Origin of the sequence: Corynebacterium sp. HMSC061H03 (assembly GCF_001838215.1) — a bacterium.
GTDB classification, from domain to species: Bacteria; Actinomycetota; Actinomycetes; order Mycobacteriales; family Mycobacteriaceae; genus Corynebacterium; species Corynebacterium jeikeium_D.
Window position 1 is genome coordinate 1 of the sequence record NZ_KV836065.1, and the last position, 21,328, is coordinate 21,328.

Here is a 21,328-nt window from a genome sequence, read left to right on the forward strand (position 1 = left end):
ATGCAATGACCGCCTGACCCTACCCCCGAAAACTGGATTGAAAGTGTCATAAACTCCCACAGTTTCACATTTGCAGCCCGTACTTTTTGTTCATAACCCCTCATTCGAGCCGTTATCACCTGAAAAAGAAAAGGCGACCTACACCACCTGTGTAGGTCGCCGCTGGGTCAAAACCGGACAGGCCCGGCCACTACCCGGCCTCTACCCGATACCCCACTACTCTGCTACTCCACTACTGCTACGAGCTCTGCGCCGAGCTCCTTGGCTTCCTCCGGGGACAGTTCCACCACCAGGCGCCCACCACCATCTGCGGGGACGCGCATTACAATCTTCTTGCCCTCTTTAACTGCCTCCAGCGGACCATCACCGGTACGCGGCTTCATTGCTGCCATGTGAACTCCTTCGTTCTAAGACAATGTCGATGCAGGAGACGACCAGCTACCCCAGCTCAGCTGTGGTAGCCGGGAGATTGACAATCCGGTTCAAGACCTCGGTCTAAGACCCCGGTTCAAGATTCCGGTTTAGAATCCCTGTCGGCATTTTCGACTACTTCTCTTCATCATAGTCCTTTATTTCACGCAGCGGCATGGGTGAAGCGCCTCAAACTACGCCCCTTACACCAGCCCACGCACCGGATGCAGTGGTGCAAAATCACCGAAAATAGCCAGAGTCATGCGACAGACATCAAGGGTTTCGGACACCTGATGCGAACGGAACACCGCAACGCCGGCAGCTGCCGCATGGGCAGTCGCGGCCAAGGTGCCGGGCACACGTTGCTCGACCGGGCGGTCCAGAGTCTCACCGACGAAGTCCTTATTCGACAGCGCCATAAGCACCGGCCAGCCTGTAGCCACGAGCTCATTGCAGCGCCGCAGAAGTTCGAGGCCGTGGTAGGTGTTCTTGCCAAAGTCGTGGGTGGGATCGATGAGGATGCGGTCCTCCGGCACGCCAGCGTCCACTGCCCTCTGGGCGAGTTTGCCGGTTTCTGAGATGACATCGTCCACGACGTCGTCGTAACGCACGCGAATCGGATTGGTGCGTGGCAGTGCCCCACCTGTGTGCGAGCAGACGTAACCCATCCCGCGGGAACCCGCGACTTCCAGCAGCTCCGGGTCATGGCCCGCCCAAGTGTCATTAATGAGGTTGGCGCCAGCGTTAATGGCGGCCTCTCCGACTTCGGCGCGCCAGGTGTCGACGCTAATGTGCAGGTCAGGATAGCGCTCGCGGACCTTCGCGATGGTCGGCACCACGCGCTCGATTTCCTCGGCAACAGTTACTTCTGCACCGATACCGGCCTTGACGCCGCCGATGTCGACAATGCCCGCGCCTGCCGCAACAACTTCGTCGACGCGAGCAAGCGCAGCCTCCTCCGCAGCCGTCGCGCCACGGTCATAGAAGGAATCCGGGGTGCGATTGACGATGGCCATCACCGTCGGCACCGCGGAGTCCTGATAAAAACTCCGCACAGCGTCCTACCTTTCGCTGAAGCGACGGACTCGGCGGAGCTTTTCGGAAACGTCAGAGGTCGGCTCACACTCTTCCAACAGCTTTTCGTGCGCGGCCTCGATGTACTCGACTGCTTCTTCAATGGAGTCGGTGACCAGGAAGAGGTCCATATCAGTCGGAGAGATTAGCTCCATGGCCACTAGTTTCTCACGCATCCAATCAACCAGCCCCGACCAGAACTCAGTGCCGAGCAGCACGATTGGGTGATTTTCCACCTTCTCAGTCTGCACCATCACCAGTGACTCAAAGAGTTCATCGAGCGTGCCGAAACCACCCGGCAGACAAATAAACGCCTGCGAGTACTTCAGGAACATGGTCTTCCGCACGAAGAAGTAGCGGAAGTTCATGCCCAGGTCGACCCAGTCATTCAAGTGCTGCTCGTGCGGCAGCTCAATGCCCAACCCAATGGACAGGCCGTCGGCGTCGTAGCAGCCGCGGTTGGCGGCTTCCATGATGCCCGGGCCGCCACCAGTGATGGTCGCGTAACCCGCCTCCGCCAGCGCCTTGCCCAGGTCGAAGCCCCACTGATAGTACGGGCTGTCCTCTGGCAAACGTGCCGAACCATACACCGTCACCGCCGGCGGAATCTCCGCCAACGCACCAAAGCCGTCAACGAACTCCGACTGAATGCGCAGCACACGCCAGGTGTCGTTGTGCAGCCAGTCCGTGTTCGGATTGTGTGACAACAGCCTGCGGTCGGTCGTAGACGCCTGCGGTTCGCCCGCCTGTCGAATCGCGATTGGGCCGCGGAGTGCACGGCGCTTAGCTGGGGACGGAGTACGTACAGGTTTCATAACCTCACAATGTATGCCAGCAATGACATACGCGCACCCGCTCAGCGAGGGCAGGGTGTGATTCTAGGCTTACTCAGCCACCGGCGCGGTGGTCAAGTACCGCCGCAGGTCCTCCCACAGTGCCGTAATGCACTCGACCGGAATCTGCTCGTCCTTCTTGTGGCAGTACGCCGGGTCACCCGGGCCAAAGTTCACCGCAGGAATGCCGAGCGCCGAAAAACGCGCCACATCGGTCCACCCAAACTTGGGCTTTACGACGTCGCCTGCGACTGCAACCAACTCCTTCGCAGCAGCCGCATGCAGTCCCGGCAGTGCCCCAGGGCTCGCATCCTCGACATCGACGGTGAGATCCTCGGCCGCAAACTCGTCGAGTCCCAGCACCTCGCGGAAGTGTGCCATGGCCTCATCGGCGCTGCGGTTGGGCGCGAATCGGAAGTTGACTCGCAGCACCGCCTCGTCGGGAAGCGTATTGGTGGCAACCCCTGCCTCCAGCCAGACGACGTTGAGCCCTTCGCGGTAGGCCAAGCCGTCGATATCCACAGTCTGCGGCTCATAGGCGGCAATGCGTGACAGCACCGGTGCTAACTTGTGCACGGCATTGTCGCCGAGCCATGCCCTGGCCGAGTGTGCACGTGTGCCGTGCGCGGTCAGACGCAGGCGAATAGAGCCCTGGCAGCCGGCTTCGATGACATTGCCGCTGGGCTCGCCCAGCAGAGCGACATCGCCAGTCAGGAGCTCCGGATGCGACTCACTCAAGTGCCGCAACCCGTTGAACTCCGCGGCGATCTCTTCGCATTCGTACATGATGAGGGTCAGGTCGCGCTGCAACTCCTGGCTTGCCGCCAGCGTCGCAAAAGCATGCAGGTAGACCGCGTCACCGCTTTTCATATCCACAGTTCCACACCCAAAGAGTGTGTCTCGCCCCTGCGCGTCTACCCCACGCGTCGAGGGCACATTGTCCGCAGTTGGCACCGTATCCAAGTGCCCTGCCAAAATCACGCGCTGGGGCAACCCCCGATGGGTCCGCGCAATCACGTTGTTGTCAATGCGCAGGACCTCAATCGACTCATCTGCCTGCGCGACCTCACGCAATGCCGCCTCGACGGCATCCGCAATCGCGGTCTCATTGTGGGACACCGATTCGATGTCCACCAGTGCCGCCGTGAGGTCTACAGGATCTTGGAGCAGATTTAACTTCGATTTCACATCAATTAAGCGTACAAACCATTGTGCGCCAGCGAAACCAGAATTTTGTGATGAATATGCGCCGCACGACCATTGATCGCATCCCCATTGGCGGGCGCGCCACCGCCGAGGAACAGCGCCAGCTCATGCGGTTCGGCGGAGGTCACACCAATTCTCCCCTCCGCCGGTCGCTTAAGCCCATCAGCCACCTCAAAGACCAGGGTTTTCGCTCCTTCCGGGAGAGTTTGGGCAATGATTGCCTCCGGAGTTTCGCTCGCCGACGACCCCAGCGCCCGCTCCTCCCCCGCAGAATCGGTCGCCTCTCCGTTTCCGCCTTCCTCCTCGACAACGCCCGCGCCGGGACCATAGACCACAGCTACACGGGAGCCATAGACCGCAATTACCGGACGCAGCTCATTCGTGCTGACAATCACCGTAGAACCGGCCAGCGGCTTACAGACGGCCGCGACAATCTTGGCCGTTGCATGTGGCAGCTGCACTGGGGTGGGATCGATGTCTCGTCGATAAGCAGGACGAAGCGTTTCGGCGACATCGCCCAGCTCGTCGCGCTCCCACATCGGCAGGGCATCGATGCGTGCCTGCTGATCGCGGTTCTTGCGCTCCAGCAAAAGGCGGGCAATCATGCCACCGCCGAGCCCCACCGCGATGGCAACTGCGATAACCAGCACAAGACGGTTCGGCGCGATGAGCGCAACCACTGCGGCAATAGCCACACCGACTGCGCCAATTGGCATTGCTCGCGGCGGCAAAACGAAACCAAAGAAGCTGGCTACGGCAAGAATCCAAGCACTCAGCAGTGCGAATCCGACATAGAAGACCACCGGCACGGCCAGGACGAAGCCGAGTCCGAGCACACTAACAGCAATGATGAAGCTAACTAAGAACCACTGCTTCATTTTCTGTGTGCTTTCAAGGCCAGCTAGGGGCATAGTTCATCCTTCCGCGAAGATTCCTTAAAGGGATACTAATATTAAGAATCATGATTACATCTGGTGCTGTCGCTACGGGAATCGCCAACATCGCAATGGACGGTACAGTTCTCGATACTTGGTTTCCCGCACCTCAGTTAAGCGATGAGGTCGTAGAATCGAGCACTCACCGGCTCGGCGCCGCTGATCTGACCCCACAGTTGCTTCGTCAGGTGATTTTGGACGAGGATCGCCGCGTGGAGCAGGTGGCAGTGCGCACGTCCATTGAGGATTTGTCCAAGCCTGCTGTCGACCCGCACGATGCCTACCTGCGCCTGCATTTGCTCTCCCACCGCCTGGTCAAGCCGCACCAGCTAAACACCAAGGGGCTCTACGAGCTACTCCATGTGGTGGCGTGGACCAATAAGGGGCCATGTCTGCCGGACAACTTCGAGCAACTGCGCACCCACTTGCGCGTCCGCGGTCTGATTCACGTCTACGCCATCGACCGCATGCCGCGCATGGTCGATTATGTGCTGCCCGCCGGTGTGCGCATTGCAGAGGCCGAGCGCGTGCGGTTGGGCGCTTACTTGGCACCGGGTACGTCCGTACTGCGCGAGGGATTTGTCTCGCTGAACTCGGGCACTCTGGGCCCATGCAAGATTGAGGGACGTCTATCCTCCGGTGTCGTCATTGGCGCGCACACGAAGGTGGGACTGTCGGCCTCCATCATTGCCGCTCATGACGATTCCGGTCAGCGTAAGCCGCTCACGGTTGGCGAGCGCTGCCACATCGATATCGCGGCCGGCACCGTCGGCGTCAGCCTCGGCAATGACTGCATTATTGACCGAAGCATCCTCATTGCCCCCGATACGCCCATCGATGTCCCCGCGGAGAACCGCCGTATTCAGGCATGGGAAATTTCGGGCCGCGACAACATGCACTTCTACCATCACCCGGACCACTCGGCGGTGTGCGTCCGCCGCACGGAACGCCCGGGCAATGACGAAGGTGCCGCTGCTTTCGCTCAGCTTGCCGACGTGCCGGATGAGCTGGCCGGATAACCTACTTTCAGTGCTCGTGAAGGCACATTAGTTGACCCCAAAACGGTGAATGGGGGTAAACCCGTAATACGGTTATTGCCCCTGTTATCAGCGAGGTAATGTTTGCGGCATGACCGAATCGCAAATTACCTCCACCTCCGGCGAGACAGCTCAGCTGGGCAAGGGGCTGCAGGTTCGACACCTGACCATGATGGGTCTTGGCTCCGCAATCGGTGCCGGTCTTTTCCTTGGTACGGGCGTCGGCATTAAGGCAGCTGGCCCGGGTGTTCTAGTTTCCTATGTCATCGCTGGCTTCATTGTCGTCCTCGTCATGCAGATGCTCGGCGAGATGGCCGCTGCCCGCCCGACACCGGGTAGCTTCTCCACCTATGCCGAGATGGCCTTTGGTTCCTCGGCTGGCTTTGTCCTCGGCTGGCTCTACTGGTTCATGCTCATCATGGTGCTCGGTGCTGAGATCACCGGCGCCGGTGCCATCATGGGTGCGTGGTTCGGTATTCCGGGCTGGATTCCAGGCCTGATCTGTGTTGTCTTCTTCGCTGTAGTGAATTTGGCGAATGTGCGCGGTTTCGGCGAGTTCGAGTTCTGGTTCGCGTTCATCAAGGTCGCGGTGATTATCGCGTTCCTGGTCATTGGCGTTCTTCTTTTCTTCGGTCTGCTGCCAGGCACCAGCTTCGTCGGTACGACGCATATTGCCGAGTCCGGATTCCTCCCGAATGGCGTGTCCGGCATTGCCGCTGGTCTGTTGGCCGTGGCCTTCGCCTTCGGCGGTATCGAGATTGTCACAATTGCCGCTGCTGAGGCTGAAGATCCGCAGCGCTCCATCGCTGCTGCTGTCCGCTCGGTAATCTTCCGCATCTCTGTGTTCTACCTGGGCTGCGTGACCGTCATCATCCTGCTGTTGCCGTACTCCCAGATTGACGGCGCTGACTCCGCAGCTGAGTCGCCGTTCACCCAGGTTCTGAAGCAGGCGAACATTCCGGGTGCCGTTGGCTTCATGGAGGCCATTATCGTTCTGGCGCTGCTGTCCGCGTTCAACGCTCAGATTTACGCAACCTCTCGCCTGGTCTACTCGATGTCCACCCGCGGTGAGGCACCGCGCTTCTTCGCCCACACCAATGAAGGCGCAGTTCCGAACCGTGCGGTCATCATGTCGATGGTCTTCGCCTTCGTCTCCGTCGGTCTGCAGGTTGTCTTCGACGGCTCGAGCGTCCTGGTCTTCCTGCTGAACGCTGTCGGCGGCTGCTTGCTGGTGATCTGGCTGGTCATCGCTCTGTCCGAGATTAAGCTGCGCCCGCAGATGGAGGCCAACAACGAGCTTTCCGTTCGCATGTGGGCCTACCCGGCACTGTCCTGGGTAGCGGTCATCCTGATTCTGGGCCTCGCTGTTGGCATGCTCACCGATCCTGGTGCTCGCCAGCAGGTTATCGCCGTTGTGTGTGTCACTGCGTTCCTTGCCGTGCTCGCTGCACTGACTAAGAAGAGCCGCACCGCGGCCCGCGGGGCTCTCGAGTCCAGCGAAAGCAACTAGCCCATGACAATTAATTGCAGGGTCTAACCACCCTGCTACCCCTATCCGAACACTTCCTTGCTACACATTTGCGGAACACTTTTCATAGATAGGGATATGCCGGTAGCCTGTTTTCCATGAAATTTGGAGCACAAGCTACCGGCATTGCCACTTTTAACAACGATACTGTTCTCGACGTCTGGTTCCCCGCCCCCAAGCTCATCGAAGAGGGCGTGGCAACCTCTACCACGACCGGAACCATCGACGCCGACGCACTGCCCGAAGATTTCACCTACCTCACAGATCTGGCCGTAGCCGATGCGGACCGTGGCACCACCCGCCGTCTGGTCACAGCTACCATCGCTTCACTCGATGACGCACCAGTCGACACCATCGATGCCTACCTGCGTCTCCATCTGCTGTCCCACCGCCTGGCCACCCCCAACAGCATCAACCTGGACGGCATCTTCGGCAAGCTCAACAATGTGGTGTGGACGAATTTTGGCCCCTGTGCTGTCGAAGGCTTCGAGGTAACCCGAGCCAAGCTGTCACGCCGCGGGCCTGTCACCGTCTACTCCATCGATAAATTCCCCCGCATGGTCGACTACGTCACTCCCACCGGAGTTCGCATCGGTGACGCTGACCGCGTGCGCCTTGGAGCCCATCTCGCAGAGGGCACCACAGTCATGCACGAGGGCTTCGTCAACTTCAACGCAGGCACGCTTGGACACTCCATGGTGGAAGGCCGTATCTCTCAGGGGGTCGTCGTCGACGACGGCTCCGATATCGGCGGTGGTGCGTCCATCATGGGCACACTATCCGGTGGAGGTAAGGAAGTTGTGTCCGTCGGCAAGCGATGCCTACTCGGTGCGAACGCTGGACTCGGAATCTCGCTCGGCGATGACTGCGTACTCGAAGCCGGGCTCTACATCACTGCCGGCACCAAGTGCCACGTTGCCCTAGACGGTGTGAAGAAGACGCTCAAGGCCCGCGAGCTCTCGGGCGGATCGAATATGCTCTTCCGCCGCAACTCGCTCTCTGGTGCAGTCGAGGTTGTGCCGTGGGCTGCCGAAAAGGTGAAGCTCAGCGCGGAGCTGCACGCTAACTAAGGGGTGGTCGGCACGTCTGCCGGGGCCGCGATAGTCCGCGCGCTCCGGTATGCACGTCGCTCACCAGTGACGGGGTCGACAAAGGCCAGCGCGGTCGCCGTCAATCGCAACTGCGGCGTGTACTTTGGCACGCCACTCGCGCTTGCCGACGGCCCCTGCGCCCCCGCTTCCCGGCCATAGGTATCCTCACCGAGAATAGGATAGCCTAGCCAGTCCAACGTCGCCCGCAGCTGATGCGTGCGGCCCGTATGGGGCTGTAGCCGCCAGCGCCCCACCTGCATGCGGCTGCCGCAATGCCCACAACCACAGCCGACTGCGTGCAGCGGAATGCTGGCGCTGGTCACACCACTGCCATGGCTGTTCGCCAGCACATCGCCGATGTCCGCTGCTACCGGGCCGAGGAAAGTCACGGTTGTGCGTGCGAGCTTGAACTTGGGATTCTTCGCGGCAGCGCGAGCGGAATGGTCGGTCTCCACGACTTTTACTCCGCGCCCCGCAGGGTTGGGATCGAGCAGGAGTGTGACGTCTCGGGTTTCCCCCACATGCCAATCATCGGGCATCACGGTGAGGCATTCGTATTCTTTGGTGATTTCCTGGTTTTGGAAAAGCTGCTGGTAGCGCGCACGGGTAGCCGGATTCCGCGAAAGCAACAGCAGCCCACTGGTCAGAAGATCCAGGCGGTGAACGGCCACGATCTCCGGTTCCCCGAGACTACGTCGCAGTCGCTCCTGCACGGTATTGGCCACGATGCGGCCATTGGGGGTTGCGGGCAGAAAAGGCGGCTTGTCTACGACCAGAAACTCATCGGTGTCGGCCACAATTGCCGGCTCAAAGGGGATGTACTCCTCGCGCTCGTGAGCGGCAGCATCGACTTGCGCTGTCTGACGGTTCTTCTCAAGGCCCCACCAAGCATCTCGGTTACCTGCGGCACGTCCCACGGCACACTCCCTTTTTTATGATTTGGTCTATGCCGATGTCGGCACCGTTTGCAGCATTGGGCCTACTCGGGCCAGCACATCTGGCCGGGCTAGCCGCGAATACGCGCCGCCGCCACTTCGATGTCGTTGAGCGTCGCTGTGAGCCCCACCCGCACGTGCTGCGCACCCTTGGGGCCGTAGAAGCTACCCGGTGCGACCAGGATGCCACGTTCGGCCAGCCAATCAACCGTCTGCCAGCAGTCTTCCCCGCGAGTAGCCCACAGATAGAGCCCGCCCTCGGAGTCGTCGATACGAAAACCTGCGGCTACCAGAGCATCGCGCAGAATTTCACGGCGGTCACTGTAGCGCTGCTTTTGTTCGGCCTCGTGGGAGTCGTCGTTAAGCGCGGCGATCGTGGCGTGCTGGATGGGCCCCGGCATCATCAGCCCCATGTGACGGCGCACGGAAACCAGCTCGGCGATGAGGTCCGCGTCGCCGGCGAACCAGCCGGTGCGGTACGACGCCATGTTCGACGTCTTCGACAGCGAGTGGATAGCCAGCAGGTTGGTGAAATCACCGTCGCACACTCGCGGGTCGAGAATACTGACTGGCTGTTCAGTCCAGCCGAGCCCCAGGTAGCACTCGTCAGAGGCAACGATGACGTCCCGAGAACGCGCCCACTCAACCACCTTGCGCAGGTGTTCAACACCGAGGACCTTGCCGTTGGGGTTGCCCGGGGAATTGATGAACATCAGCGTCGGCGAGGCGGGACCGATTTGCGTCAGCGAGTCGGCACGCAGCAGCTCAGCGCCTGCGATACGGACGCCGACCTCGTAGGTGGGATATGCCAGCTCGGGGATGACGACGGTGTGCCCCGCGCCTACGCCGAGAAGAAAGGGCAGCCAGCCAATCGCTTCCTTGGTGCCAACGACCGGAAGCACATTGCCACCGTTGACCGCTGACTCCAGTCCCGTCACGCCGTAGCGCCGCGCCATCGCTGCAACAATCGCCGCGCGTAGCTCAGGCGTGCCGACGGTCTGAGGGTAACCCGGCGCGGCAGCGCCTTCGGAAAGGCCCTGCCGGATTATCGGAGCGACTTCATCGACCGGTGTGCCGACCGAGAGATTCACCATGCCCTCTTCATGCGCAGCCGCAGTGGCTTTCGCCTGCGTGAGAGACTCCCACGGAAACTGAGGCAAAAGAGAACCGGGAGTTACGCGCTTGCGGGCAGCTGACATGGGCGGTGATGAAGTCCTTCCCGGGAAAAGAAATAGGTTTAATCCTCTGTGGTTTTAGTCTTCTGCCTGCGGCGGCAGCGCTGCCACGAACGGCACATCGAAGTCCTGGGGGCCGAGCTTGGCGGCACCGCCCGGGGAACCCAGCTCATCGAACCAGTCGACATTGGCATCGATAAATTCAACCCACTCATCCGGAACATCGTCCTCATAGAAGATGGCCTCGACTGGGCAGACCGGTTCACAAGCGCCGCAGTCCACGCACTCATCAGGATGAATGTAGAGCATGCGCTTGCCCTCGTAAATACAGTCAACCGGGCACTCTTCAACACAGGCACGGTCGAGGACGTCAACACATGGCTGGGCAATGATGTAAGTCATGGTTTTAGGTTTAAGAACCTTTCTCACAAGATATGGGATGAGGCTTTCGCTATCTGTCGATTATGCCGTTCCGACGAGAAACAGAGCAAAATAGACAGAGCGGTATATTCAGATTGGAGTCTACACCCAACGTGGGTGTTGTTATCAACTGGCTCCAGAAAGGGCCACATTGATGCGGGCCTGCCCTGCATCAATTCCTCACCGTCTCCTGCAGTATCCGCTGCAGTTTTCGCTAGAGTGCCCGCAGATGGCGCAGTGGCCAGGCACCGCCCAGCACACCGCAAACAAGCAGCAGCACTGTTCGCAACCACTGCCCCATTGCCAAATCACCACCGAAGGGCAGCACTGCCCACAGCAGAATGCCTGCAAAACCCAGCACCCAGATGACAGTCGGAATTGCAGCTTTGGAGCGATCACGAGTCCACAGCAACGCTGTGTTGGTAATGATCAGATTGGCAATATAGGCCAGCGGAATGGTCCACGGCAACGGAATAGCAACCGAGCCGATGGTAATCCACGCTCCGAGGAAAACTACTTCAATCACCAACGCTGCCAACGCAGCCAGCGACAGCCAGACCAGCGCTACCGTGACCTCGCCCTGATGGAAATTCTCGCGCGGCTGCGAACGTTCCGGATTCCCCCAATAACGCTCATCCCCGAATGTGCGCTTTTCAATACTCAAGCGCTCGTTCTTCAACTTTCCGCCAGCAGCGTTAATCAAGTCTTCGCTTTCGTGAGGCTGAGGGTTACTCATCGTCCGCACTCCCCTCCGCTTCCAGATCCACGCTCGGTACAGAGTCGACGCTCGCTACCGGCTCTGGCAGTAATTGGATATTCACCAGCTCCCCCAGCTCTTCCAGGGACGCAGCGGTCGCCGTACCAAAACGGTATGCCTCAGTCGGTGTCACCGGCTGACACAGCAAATTGGAAAACGCCCAGACGGCTCGCGCACGACCAGAGCCGTCGGTCTGCCCATAGACAGCATCAGGATTGACCTCGCTAACGGAACCATCGGCGAACCACACTTGTGTCGCATGCGCGCGCATGGCCTCAACCTTGGCAGCCACAGCGGCATCATCCAGCTGAACCTCGAAATGGCCGGTCACGGTAGCGAAGTCGTCGACATCGCATGCCTGCCAGCTCTCCGGCACCACGGTAATGGCATCCAGCCCCGCCGCCATTGCCTCACGATCGGTGACCGCCCACAGCGTCGGAAAGCGATTTCCGCACGCCGCGACAGTGATATCGTGTGCGCGAATGTGGTCCGGGTGCCCATAGCCACCATCGGCATCGTAAGTAATGACCAGGTCCGGCTGCAGCTCATCGAGGATGGTGCGAAGCTGGGCGACCGCCTCATCACCCGAGTTCACGAACGCACGGGGATGCTCATTGCCCTTGTCCCCTGCCATACCGGAATCACGCCAACGCCCGGCACCACCGAGGAAACGCGGCACATTGTCCGGGCCATTGGCTCCCAGCGCACGCAGCGCCGAGCGCAACTCGGCGACGCGGAAACCGCCCAACTGGTCAACTTCATCAGCAACTAGCCCTTGGTACGGCGCGCCGATGACCTCTCCCAGCTCGCCCATCGTGCAGGTCACTACGCTTACCGACGCTCCGGAGCGCGCGGCAGCCGCAATCAAACCACCTGTCCAAATGGACTCGTCATCTGGATGTGCGTGAACAAAAAGTAACTTCACGGGCTTTCTTACTTCCCCTTGTTCTCCTGGTCGGCGTTATCGCGGACTTCTTGGTTCTGACCCGAACCGTCCTGCTCAGTATCTTCGCGCGGACTATCTCCCGGTTGAGAATTCTCCGACGATTCTCGAGTCCCGCTTTGCGTCGCGACTCGGCGAACCTCGCCCAGAACACCGAGGCGGCCCAACACTGGGTCATCAGTCCACTGCGAAGAGTCCTTCCGTCCGGTAATTGTAATTTCCGGGCTGACGACCGTCAGCAAGCCGTCTTTCACCAAGGTCAGCTCGATACTGTGACCAGCAATGATATCGGCAAGTTCAGCGGGCAACGCAGAACTGTCGGGAGCGAGCAGCTCATCAACCTGCGGGTCACAAAGGCCGGAAAGATTCTCGCTCCGAGCAGCCGATTTCGGAGCGACAGGTACTTCGCTGAGATCAGCCGGTTCCGCTGAGGTAGAAGATGTGGACTGCTCAGACGATGTTGTCCCGTCCAGCGAGCTCTGTTCTTCAGCACTCTTTTCCCGATCTCCGCTTGGCGCAGGCTTCGTCGAACTGTCAACGCCCTCAGACTCAGACTCGGCCTCTGACTCAGACTCGGCAGCCGACTCTGCGCCTGCTTCGTCCAGGTCCTTCGGCGGTAGCGAACTCACCGAGCCTTCCGTACACGCATAGCGTTCCCGGGCCGCCTGGACGGAATTGGGCTGCTCTGCCCATGCCACCACGGCATCGACAGTTCCGTAGGGCAACGAAGACCGCAGCATGTCCGCCGGAGAATACGAAACAACGGTGGCGGGGATACCAGTTGCAGTCAACTGGTCAGCGACCGCAAAAGCCGCGGCGCGTGCCGCTATACCGTCGCTAATGATGCCAATTCGTAGCGGATTGTCCTCAGTAAAACCGGCCTGTGGTGCCTCGGATTGCTCCTGGTCACCACCGTCACCAGAACCACCTGCAATTCGGCGTCCGGTGGCCACCTCTGAGACCTGTGCAACGTTGATGGTGCGCAGAATGGCCCGGCGGACGGACTCGTCGGCAAGCCTGCTCGACGCGAGGTTGGTACTGAAAACCAGTTCCCGGTTGGGCTCATGGAAGAACTCAGCAACACCGGGGACCAGACCGTACGTCAGCTCAGAGGTCTCCGTCGGACGGACCTGCACGGCCTGGATCTGCCTCGACCGCAGTTGCTCCGCACCATCGATGGCACTACGCATGGCACGCAGCGTAATAACCTCCGAGGCTGCTGGCTGCTCACCCCAGTAGCGGTCATTTCGAACCAGTCGAATGATGTTGCGGCCGACATCCATCGACTCGACGGTGTACTGCCCACCGGAGGCCGGGAAACGGCTGGCCAGCCCTTCGGAAAAACCATCAGTGTTCGACCGCATCAAATGCGCTGGCAAGAGATGTGCAAACAGGCGCTGCCAATGCGTAATCGGCTGAGTGAACGTCACGTCAATCTGACGGCCACCATCGGAGACATCAATGGATTTAATCAGCTCATAAGTCGCCGTATCCAGCGATCCTGGCGTGGACGTGACTTGGGAAAATAGGTAGCGGAAGTCCTCGCCACTGATTGGCGTGCCATCGCTCCACTGCGCCCCTTTTCGAATGCGGTAGCGGACATGCTCTGCCGCTACCGTCGGATCCGTGATGTCAACATCGGCCGCTTTTCCGTTTCCAGCTCCGTTTCTGGCGTCACCGTCTTTGCTGTCATCACTCTCGATGACCTGCACGGAATCCAGCAAGTCGGAGTTGAGCAGCCATTGGGGAGCTCCTGCCGAGCGAGCATTGGCAGCGTTATCCACCACTCCGGGAGCTTGCGCGGAGGCACTGGCGTCACCAGCCTCGCCCTCAACCGGCGCAGGGGTAAAAACACTAGGCAGTGTCAGTCGCGCTACCAGGCTGGTCACCGGGGAGACGTCGGCAAGCAAATGCGGATTGAAACCTTCGACAAACTCGTCGACACCGACCGTGACTTCACGCATCTTTTTGGCTTGGTCAGCGGTGTCTTCCTGTTGCACCGGCGCTTCCTGCTGCCCGGGCACAGTCGGAGCGTCCGACGGGCGAGCCATGCACGAAGACGCCAAAGCCGCCGTCACGCAGAGTGTCGATGCTACGAAAAATCGACGAGAGGCTGCGTGACGACGGCTGCGAATAAACATATTCACGAGATTACTCGACACCTGACCGAGTCAGTTACCCCGAGACTGGTTTTCAGGTGGCCCAGTCCCCTAGCAACCCGAATTACTTCTTATTCATGGCCTTCGCGCGGGAACGAGCGCGAGCGCGATCGGTGGCGCTGAGGATCTGCTTGCGTACGCGAATGCCCTCCGGGGTGACCTCAACGCACTCGTCAGCGCCACAGAACTCCATAGCCTCATCGAGGGAAAGCTTGTGCGCCTTCTCCAGAGTCACGGTCGCATCAGCCGAGGCTGCGCGCATATTGGTCAGCTTCTTTTCCTTGGTGATGTTGATATCCATGTCCTCATCACGCGGATTCTGGCCAACGACCATGCCCTCGTAAGCCTGGTCACCCGGCTCGACGAAGAAGGTGCCGCGGTCAGAAAGCTGAATCAGTGCGTAAGCGGTGATCTGGCCGGTACGGTCAGCCACCAACGATCCTGTCGGACGGTCCTTAATCTCACCAGCCCACTCGCCGTAACCGGCCGAGTAGTGGTTGGCAATACCGGTGCCCTTGGTCTCCGTCATGAAAGTGGTACGGAAGCCAATCAGACCGCGGGACGGAATAAGGAACTCCATGCGCACCCAGCCGGTGCCCTGGTTACCCATCTGCTCCATGCGCCCCTTACGAGCCGCCATCAGCTGAGTGACAGCGCCCAGGTGCTCTTCTGGAACGTCGATCGTCAGGTGCTCGTACGGCTCCTGAACCTTGCCGTCGACGGTCTTGGTAACAACCTGCGGCTTACCGACGGTCAGCTCAAAGCCCTCACGACGCATAGTTTCAACCAGAACGGACAGCGCCATTTCACCACGGCCCTGCACCTCCCAGGCATCCGGGCGCTCGGTCGGCAGCACGCGCAGCGAGACGTTACCAATCAACTCCTGGTCCAGGCGGGCCTTGACCATACGAGCGGTCAGCTTATCGCCACCACCCTGGCCTGCCAGTGGCGAGGTGTTCACACCGATGGTCATGGAAATAGCCGGCTCATCGACCAGGATGCGCGGCAGCGGGTCCGGGTGCTCGACATCACAGAGAGAGTCACCGATCATGACCTCGTCGATACCGGAGATAGCGGCGATGTCACCTGCAATGGCCTCTTCAGCAGGAACGCGGGTCACGCCGACGGTACGCAGCAGCTCTGCAACCTTCGCGTTCTTGACATGCTCGTTGCCCTCGGAATCGTAGTGAATCCACGAAATCTGCTGTCCCTTGCGGATACGGCCCTTGTGGATACGAATCAGACCAATTCGACCAAGGAAGGAGCTGGAGTCCAGGTTGGTCACCTGCGCCTGCAGCGGGGCATCGATCTCAGCGGACGGCTCCGGGAGCACCTCGGTGATGACGTCGAACAGCGGCTGCAGGTTCTCGGACTCCGGCAGGTTGCCGTTACCCGGGTTCTCGGTCGAAGCCTTACCGGCACGACCAGAGGCATAGAGAACCGGCAGCTCAAGGTTGCGCTCAGCGACCTCTGCAGCTTCCGGGTCTTCCAGGGTGGAGGCTAGCTCGAGCAGCAGATCCTGTGCTTCCTCGACAACCTCGTCGATACGTGCATCTGGGCGGTCAGTCTTGTTGACGACAATGATCACCGGCATGCAGGCAGCAAGCGCCTTGCCCAGGACGAAGCGGGTCTGTGGCAGCGGACCTTCAGAGGAGTCAATCAGCAGCACGACACCGTCAACCATGGACAGTGCGCGCTCCACCTCGCCACCAAAATCGGCGTGACCAGGGGTGTCAATGACGTTGATGATGAGATCTTCGCCGTTCTTGCCCTCACCTTTTCGGCGAATAGCGGTGTTCTTCGCCAAGATGGTGATGCCCTTTTCCTTTTCAAGGTCACCAGAGTCCATCACTCGGTCTGCAACTTCTTCGTGGTCGCTGAAAACGCCGGACTGCTCCAGCATGGCGTTCACGAGAGTGGTCTTGCCATGGTCGACGTGTGCGACAATGGCGACATTACGGAACTCGGTATCGCTCACAGGCGGATAGCTCCTAACAAGCTAAGAGGACTAAAAGAAAAAAGATACGGCCTTGCCCTAAAGGACTGTCTTTACGACTGCCTTTAACGCCCCGCATCAACGCGTAATAAAGCGTTCTACAGTGTACTCCTTCTTAATGCCCCTGCACATCTGGCAGAGATTCTCGCAACCCCGAGCACCTATCCGTCATGCAAAGTGGCACTGCCGCGCCACCCTTAGGGATAAACTACCCCCTTACTGCACCCCCGCTTTACCGACAGCCATAACGGCATATCCGCCAGCGCCACAACGCTTCACGACGGCAATCTCTCAGCCCACCATGTGATAGATGTGACCAAATGCCATAGTTGTAACCCCACGGGATGAGACTTGACTTCACCCGCTTACACACTGCGAAACACCATTAACCCCATACATACGCATTTCGCCTCAATTTTCACAATCATCTCGTTCTACATCAAAAATCACTCTAATTAACTTGCGACACGCGGGAATCCGTGCGTTAATCTCCTGAGAAGATTCTGAACATTTCTTTTTCAAATCTTTCCAATTCCCGTTGGAGTCGTTCTAAGATGAGCAACGATTCCGAAATTTTGATTCCGACTCCAATAGCCCACGAATGAGAGGTTCTTCACCGTGGTTTCGACTGGACGCTCTTTCCTGCGCCGTGCCGCAGCGACCTTGGGTGCAGCTGCAATTCTCACTGCGGGCATGACTCCCGCCGCTTCTGCTTCCCCGTCGCTGGACTCCCTGAACATCGCTTCGCCGAATCTCTACGGCAACGCGCGCGACATCATTAACTCCCCAGGCGTTCCTGAGGAAATTTCCAGCGCACTGAACAAGGGAATTGACTTCCTGACTGGTGAGGGCGAGGGCGAGCCGGGCTTCAAGGTTCCGGAAGGTGCCCCGAAGACCAACCAGTTCCTGCTGCCTACTGTTGCCGACAAGTGCATCGGCGGCGAAGGTCGTTCCTTCGGCCTGGCCACTACCGTTCCGGGCCCGGCAGACCTGCCTCTGCCAGGTGTTCCAGAAAACCAGCTTGGCTTCATTTTCACTGGCCTGGGCACCAAGCAGCTGGCTAAGCAGCAGGACACTGAGATGAATGTCTACTGGGTCAACGTTGCTAACGGCAAGTACGGCAAGACCACCCTGGAGAACAACGGCATCAACGCCGAGGAGGGCCCGGGCGCTGTCAACGGCACCGCTGACACGGGCAAGGGCGTGGTCATCGCTGTCATGCAGGGCGGTATCACCACTCAGGAAGAGTCTGGCGCGACCAACTGCAACTACACCCCGACCGCCGGTGTCTTCCCGGTCGGCCTGAACTAAGTTTTTCTAGTTCTCCCCTAGCCCTTTTTGCATCGCGTATGCAGAAAGGGCTTTTCTATGCCCAAAAAAGCAGCCCCCACACGTTAAGGTATTCGCATGTCCACTTCACCGGCTACTTCGGCTTCGACCGCGGCAGCTCCTGCGCTCTCCCCAATTCGCTCGAGTCAGGACACACATCCTCCGAAAGTCGAGACCTTTGACCTACGTGAAATGGTCAACACCGACCCCAAGGGCTTTCGGCGCAATGTCGACGAGTTCCGACCTCTCACTCCCAGCCGCCTTTATATGCGCCGTGGGATGGATCATTCAAAGTTTGGATATCTTGAGTCATTCCTGCTTGCCGACGAGGGGTTGCGCATCAGCATTTATCACTTCCGTCCGGGCGTGAAGGTGGAACACCAACGCTACGTCGATATTGTCAGCATCGACCGGACTGATCCGCAGTGCTGGCGTATGACCGATTTGTATCTCGACATCCTGCAGGCACCGACCGATCCTGAGGCCATAGCTCCCCTACCTGTCGATGCGGCCACGCAGATTCGAGTTGAAGATGTCGACGAGCTCGTCGCGGCCCACACTCAAGGGCTGATTAGCGATGAACTCACCGAATTCGCTATCGAGACCACGCTGACTGCACGCGCCGCAATCGCTGCACACGGTGACAACATTGATGCGTGGATGCAGACTTTGAACCTCGATGCGACGTGGGCTGATGCTGTTGAGCTTTCGCCCGCAGCTTAAAATGACCACCTCAACAAGGAGTACCGCCCGTGTTCGATAACTTAACCGGCCCCATTCCTCCCGCCGGCCCTGATAGCAATGCGATCATCAAAGCCGTCCGAGCAGCATTTACCTCCTACTTTGAAGAGTCCAACCCCGGCGAAGCCCAGCTGACCTTCCTTGGCTCTGCGCCACTGAAGATGCTGCGCTTCGGACCTGACACAGACCGGATTGTCACCTATGCAACACTGGGTTGCAGTGCCGAGGCGATGCAAGATCCGTCCGCAATGGTGGTGGACACCAACTCTGGCCCGCGTGCCGAACTCATCTTGCCTATTCGTGGTGGACTGGACGAAGTCATCCGCCCGCTGGGTATTCTTGCCGCTTCCCCAAGCATCGAAGGCCTCGTCCTGACCGAGGGGGCACTTATTGACTTCGGCCAGCCACTGTGGGATCAGTCGCGCTTCACCGGTTTTGTGCTGCTCAAGGCAGAAATCCCGCCGGTCGCGGTGGAGGAAACCGAAGTCACAATCTTCCAGCCGGTCCCGGCCACGACCAACGAATTTGCCCTTGCTCGGGCTAAGGGCGTTGACGAACTGCGTCGCGTGTGGGAAACCCAAGGTGTCGACTTCACCGACCCGCACCGCACCAGCGCTGTATAAAAGTTAGCTTTTGTGATGGTTGCCGGTTATCTGCTCGTCGGCAAGCGATAAGTGCAACCTAGCAGTGACGTTTCGCGCCGCGACAGCGTGGTTTAGAGTATGGAATTATGGTAGTCAATTCGGCTAAAGACGTTCCTTTCCATGCGGCGCAGTCCTTTCGGTGGTGGCGGCTGGCGGTATATGTTTACGTCCCAGCACTAATCCTGACCGTGGTCAGTTCCCTATTGAAATGGGATGCGACTGTTACGGAAGCGGCAAAGGCCAACAACATCGAGGTTTCTGCTGCTCAGACCAGCTTGGCCGTGAGCTTCGCGTTTGCGATTCTCGCGCAGACGGCAACGGCGATTGCGTGCTGGTGGCTTGCTGGCAAACTCCTTGAAGGATCGACTGCAGCGCGCACGGTGCTGTCCGTGGCGGCGGCAGTTTTTGTCATTAATGCATCAATGACGCTGGTCGGAACGATTTCCCAGGTACGCTCCGGAGCCTCGTCGGTGCTCGGTTTGATTACAGCTGGCCTGCTGATTGTTGCCTCTATCATCGCCGCAACTGCAACCGCCCAGTCCTACCGCGGCGAGCGAAACCAGAAGTTCTTTGTGACGACGTAGGCAGCTCTTAGAGGTTTGGGACGGGGCGGGGATGCCTTCCAGGGCCTCCACCGTCCGCTTTAGGTCGGCGTACATTTTAGGTATGCCCACTGATACTGAGAGCGCCAGAAACATTTTGAATGGTCTCGCGTCCACCCAGTCCCAGCGCGAGGAACTATACAAGTATTTCCACCAGCACCCTGAGCTTTCCATGCAGGAGCACAGCACTGCAGACCGGATTATTCAGGAGCTCGAAGCTTCAGGTATTTCCACACATCGCATCGGAGACACCGGCATCGTTGCCATTATTGAGAACGGTGCCGGGCCGATTGTAGCTATGCGCGCAGACATTGATGCGCTACCGGTGAAGGAGACTTCCGGCAAAGACTACGCCTCCACAGCAACGCAGATTGATGAAAAGACCGGCACAGAGGTCCCCGTCGCCCACGCTTGTGGGCACGACTTCCACCTGATGTCTTTGCTCACAGCGCTGCAGGCTTTCAACGAAAACCTTGATCAGTGGTCTGGCACATTCATCGGTATTTTCCAACCCGCTGAAGAAACCGCCGAAGGTGCACGCGCAATGCTGGCGGCAGATCTGGAGAGGGCTATTCCGCGTCCCGATGTTTATCTCGGTCAACACGTACTAGCTAGCTTGCCCGGCGGTTATGTGGGAACTCGCCGCGGGCCTGTTCTCTCCTCTGCATTCTCGGTCAAGGTCACTGTGCACGGTAATGGCTCCCATGGATCCATGCCGGAGCTCAGTGTCGATCCCGTTGTCTTGGCATCCACCATTGTGATGCGTCTTCAGACCATTGTCTCGCGTGAGGTAGCGGCCACCGAGACCGCAGTGGTGACCGTTGGTGCGATTCAGGCGGGAACTAAGTCCAACGTCATCCCTGACTCCGCAGAGCTGCTCATCAACACTCGTGCCTACAACAGCGCCGTGACCGAACACCTCAAAGAGGCAATCGAGCGCATTGTACGAGCAGAATGTGTTGCTGCCCGCAGCCCTCAAGACCCGGAGTTCACTTACTACGACCGCTATCCCCTCACGAATAATGACGGGGATGCCACGAATACTGTGCGTGAGGCATTCGACGCGTACTTCGGTGAAGAAGTCTCCGACTTGGACGCCGTGCCCGCCTCTGAAGATTTCTCAATCATCCCCGATGCGCTTGGCGTGCCATATACGTACTGGGGGCTCGGCGGTTTCGCGGATGAGAGCAGCGCTGTTGGCAACCACAACCCGGCTTTTGCCCCTGATCTCCAACCCACTCTTGACCGGGGAGCAGAGGCAATCGTTGTAGCGGCCTGCGCTTGGTTGGCGAAATGAGGGTGTAATTAGCGAGGCTGATGCGTGCGGCTGCTGGCGAGCTGGTGGATGGTGTAGTGCCGGACTCGTGCGGGGCTCGTGCGGGACTCGTGCGGGACGGCCGAAAAAACCGGGGGTTAAGCGAACAAGTAGGCCCCGGCGCACGCCGACCGGACATGCTTCTTGCTACTTAACCCAAAAACTTACGGGCTGCAAATGTGAAACTGTATGAGTTT

Annotated in this window: 20 protein-coding genes; 8 read left to right on the forward strand and 12 right to left on the reverse strand. The window is 59.2% G+C overall.

Features of this window, described 5'->3' with window-relative positions; genetic code table 11:
* Window positions 1–224: 224 nt before the first annotated feature.
* The 5 genes from HMPREF2787_RS04655 to HMPREF2787_RS04675 all read right to left on the reverse strand — a co-directional run bounded on the left by HMPREF2787_RS04655 (window position 225) and on the right by HMPREF2787_RS04675 (window position 4,402).
* Window positions 225–392 carry a DUF3117 domain-containing protein gene (locus HMPREF2787_RS04655; protein WP_005509573.1) on the reverse strand — a complete coding sequence of 56 codons (168 nt, stop codon included), beginning with the start codon at window positions 390–392 and terminating at the stop codon, window positions 225–227.
* 222 nt (window positions 393–614) lie between these two features.
* Window positions 615–1,427, reverse strand: coding sequence for a dihydropteroate synthase (folP, locus tag HMPREF2787_RS04660; protein ID WP_070858530.1), 813 nt, complete (start codon window positions 1,425–1,427; stop codon window positions 615–617).
* 45 nt (window positions 1,428–1,472) lie between these two features.
* Window positions 1,473–2,300: an LOG family protein gene (locus HMPREF2787_RS04665; RefSeq protein ID WP_070858523.1), complete on the reverse strand. Its 828-nt coding sequence runs from the start codon at window positions 2,298–2,300 to the stop codon at window positions 1,473–1,475.
* 69 nt (window positions 2,301–2,369) lie between these two features.
* Window positions 2,370–3,506, reverse strand: coding sequence for a succinyl-diaminopimelate desuccinylase (gene dapE / locus HMPREF2787_RS04670; RefSeq protein ID WP_070858524.1), 1,137 nt, complete (start codon window positions 3,504–3,506; stop codon window positions 2,370–2,372).
* Window positions 3,507–3,511: 5 nt separating this feature from the next.
* On the reverse strand, window positions 3,512–4,402 hold the full coding sequence (locus HMPREF2787_RS04675; protein ID WP_246824201.1) for a hypothetical protein: 891 nt from the start codon (window positions 4,400–4,402) through the stop codon (window positions 3,512–3,514).
* 83 nt (window positions 4,403–4,485) lie between these two features.
* Between HMPREF2787_RS04675 and HMPREF2787_RS04680 the strand changes: the two genes are divergently transcribed.
* The 3 genes from HMPREF2787_RS04680 (at window position 4,486) to dapD (ending at window position 8,094) form a co-directional block, all read left to right on the forward strand.
* Window positions 4,486–5,478 (forward strand): 2,3,4,5-tetrahydropyridine-2,6-dicarboxylate N-succinyltransferase, encoded by a 993-nt coding sequence (locus HMPREF2787_RS04680; protein WP_049193666.1) that lies wholly within the window; start codon window positions 4,486–4,488, stop codon window positions 5,476–5,478.
* Window positions 5,479–5,602: 124 nt separating this feature from the next.
* Window positions 5,603–7,006, forward strand: a complete 1,404-nt coding sequence (locus HMPREF2787_RS04685; RefSeq protein WP_305764554.1) for an amino acid permease — start codon at window positions 5,603–5,605, stop codon at window positions 7,004–7,006.
* A gap of 116 nt (window positions 7,007–7,122) precedes the next feature.
* A complete protein-coding gene (gene dapD / locus HMPREF2787_RS04690) occupies window positions 7,123–8,094 on the forward strand; it encodes a 2,3,4,5-tetrahydropyridine-2,6-dicarboxylate N-succinyltransferase (protein WP_069358850.1) in 972 nt (323 codons plus the stop codon).
* Here the strand turns inward: dapD and HMPREF2787_RS04695 are convergent.
* The 7 genes from HMPREF2787_RS04695 to typA all read right to left on the reverse strand — a co-directional run bounded on the left by HMPREF2787_RS04695 (window position 8,091) and on the right by typA (window position 16,482).
* The gene (locus HMPREF2787_RS04695; RefSeq protein ID WP_070858527.1) at window positions 8,091–9,032 is read right to left on the reverse strand and encodes a pseudouridine synthase; all 942 of its coding nucleotides are present in this window, start codon (window positions 9,030–9,032) and stop codon (window positions 8,091–8,093) included. The genes dapD and HMPREF2787_RS04695 overlap by 4 nt on opposite strands.
* A gap of 89 nt (window positions 9,033–9,121) precedes the next feature.
* Window positions 9,122–10,249, reverse strand: coding sequence for a succinyldiaminopimelate transaminase (gene dapC / locus HMPREF2787_RS04700; RefSeq protein ID WP_070858528.1), 1,128 nt, complete (start codon window positions 10,247–10,249; stop codon window positions 9,122–9,124).
* Between the two features lie 54 nt (window positions 10,250–10,303).
* The gene (fdxA, locus tag HMPREF2787_RS04705) at window positions 10,304–10,627 is read right to left on the reverse strand and encodes a ferredoxin (protein ID WP_005509435.1); all 324 of its coding nucleotides are present in this window, start codon (window positions 10,625–10,627) and stop codon (window positions 10,304–10,306) included.
* A 232-nt stretch (window positions 10,628–10,859) separates the two neighbouring features.
* Window positions 10,860–11,381, reverse strand: coding sequence for a hypothetical protein (locus tag HMPREF2787_RS04710; RefSeq protein WP_049172726.1), 522 nt, complete (start codon window positions 11,379–11,381; stop codon window positions 10,860–10,862).
* Window positions 11,374–12,327, reverse strand: a complete 954-nt coding sequence (gene mshB / locus HMPREF2787_RS04715; protein WP_070858529.1) for an N-acetyl-1-D-myo-inositol-2-amino-2-deoxy-alpha-D-glucopyranoside deacetylase — start codon at window positions 12,325–12,327, stop codon at window positions 11,374–11,376. Before mshB ends, HMPREF2787_RS04710 begins: the two co-directional genes overlap by 8 nt.
* Window positions 12,328–12,335: 8 nt before the next feature.
* Entirely contained in the window at window positions 12,336–14,486 is a 2,151-nt protein-coding gene (locus HMPREF2787_RS04720; RefSeq protein ID WP_070642234.1) for an ABC transporter family substrate-binding protein, read from the reverse strand.
* An 82-nt stretch (window positions 14,487–14,568) separates the two neighbouring features.
* Window positions 14,569–16,482, reverse strand: coding sequence for a translational GTPase TypA (typA, locus tag HMPREF2787_RS04725; RefSeq protein ID WP_070429521.1), 1,914 nt, complete (start codon window positions 16,480–16,482; stop codon window positions 14,569–14,571).
* A gap of 636 nt (window positions 16,483–17,118) precedes the next feature.
* Between typA and HMPREF2787_RS04730 the strand changes: the two genes are divergently transcribed.
* The 5 genes from HMPREF2787_RS04730 to HMPREF2787_RS04750 all read left to right on the forward strand — a co-directional run bounded on the left by HMPREF2787_RS04730 (window position 17,119) and on the right by HMPREF2787_RS04750 (window position 21,113).
* Window positions 17,119–17,811, forward strand: a complete 693-nt coding sequence (locus tag HMPREF2787_RS04730) for an Rv1157c family protein (protein WP_070603252.1) — start codon at window positions 17,119–17,121, stop codon at window positions 17,809–17,811.
* Window positions 17,812–17,907: 96 nt separating this feature from the next.
* Window positions 17,908–18,552 (forward strand): DUF402 domain-containing protein, encoded by a 645-nt coding sequence (locus HMPREF2787_RS04735; protein ID WP_070603254.1) that lies wholly within the window; start codon window positions 17,908–17,910, stop codon window positions 18,550–18,552.
* Window positions 18,553–18,581: 29 nt separating this feature from the next.
* Window positions 18,582–19,193, forward strand: coding sequence for a suppressor of fused domain protein (locus HMPREF2787_RS04740; RefSeq protein WP_070603257.1), 612 nt, complete (start codon window positions 18,582–18,584; stop codon window positions 19,191–19,193).
* Window positions 19,194–19,300: 107 nt separating this feature from the next.
* A complete protein-coding gene (locus HMPREF2787_RS04745; protein WP_070603259.1) occupies window positions 19,301–19,798 on the forward strand; it encodes a hypothetical protein in 498 nt (165 codons plus the stop codon).
* Between the two features lie 82 nt (window positions 19,799–19,880).
* Window positions 19,881–21,113 (forward strand): amidohydrolase, encoded by a 1,233-nt coding sequence (locus HMPREF2787_RS04750; RefSeq protein ID WP_070603261.1) that lies wholly within the window; start codon window positions 19,881–19,883, stop codon window positions 21,111–21,113.
* The last annotated feature ends 215 nt before the right edge of the window (window positions 21,114–21,328 follow it).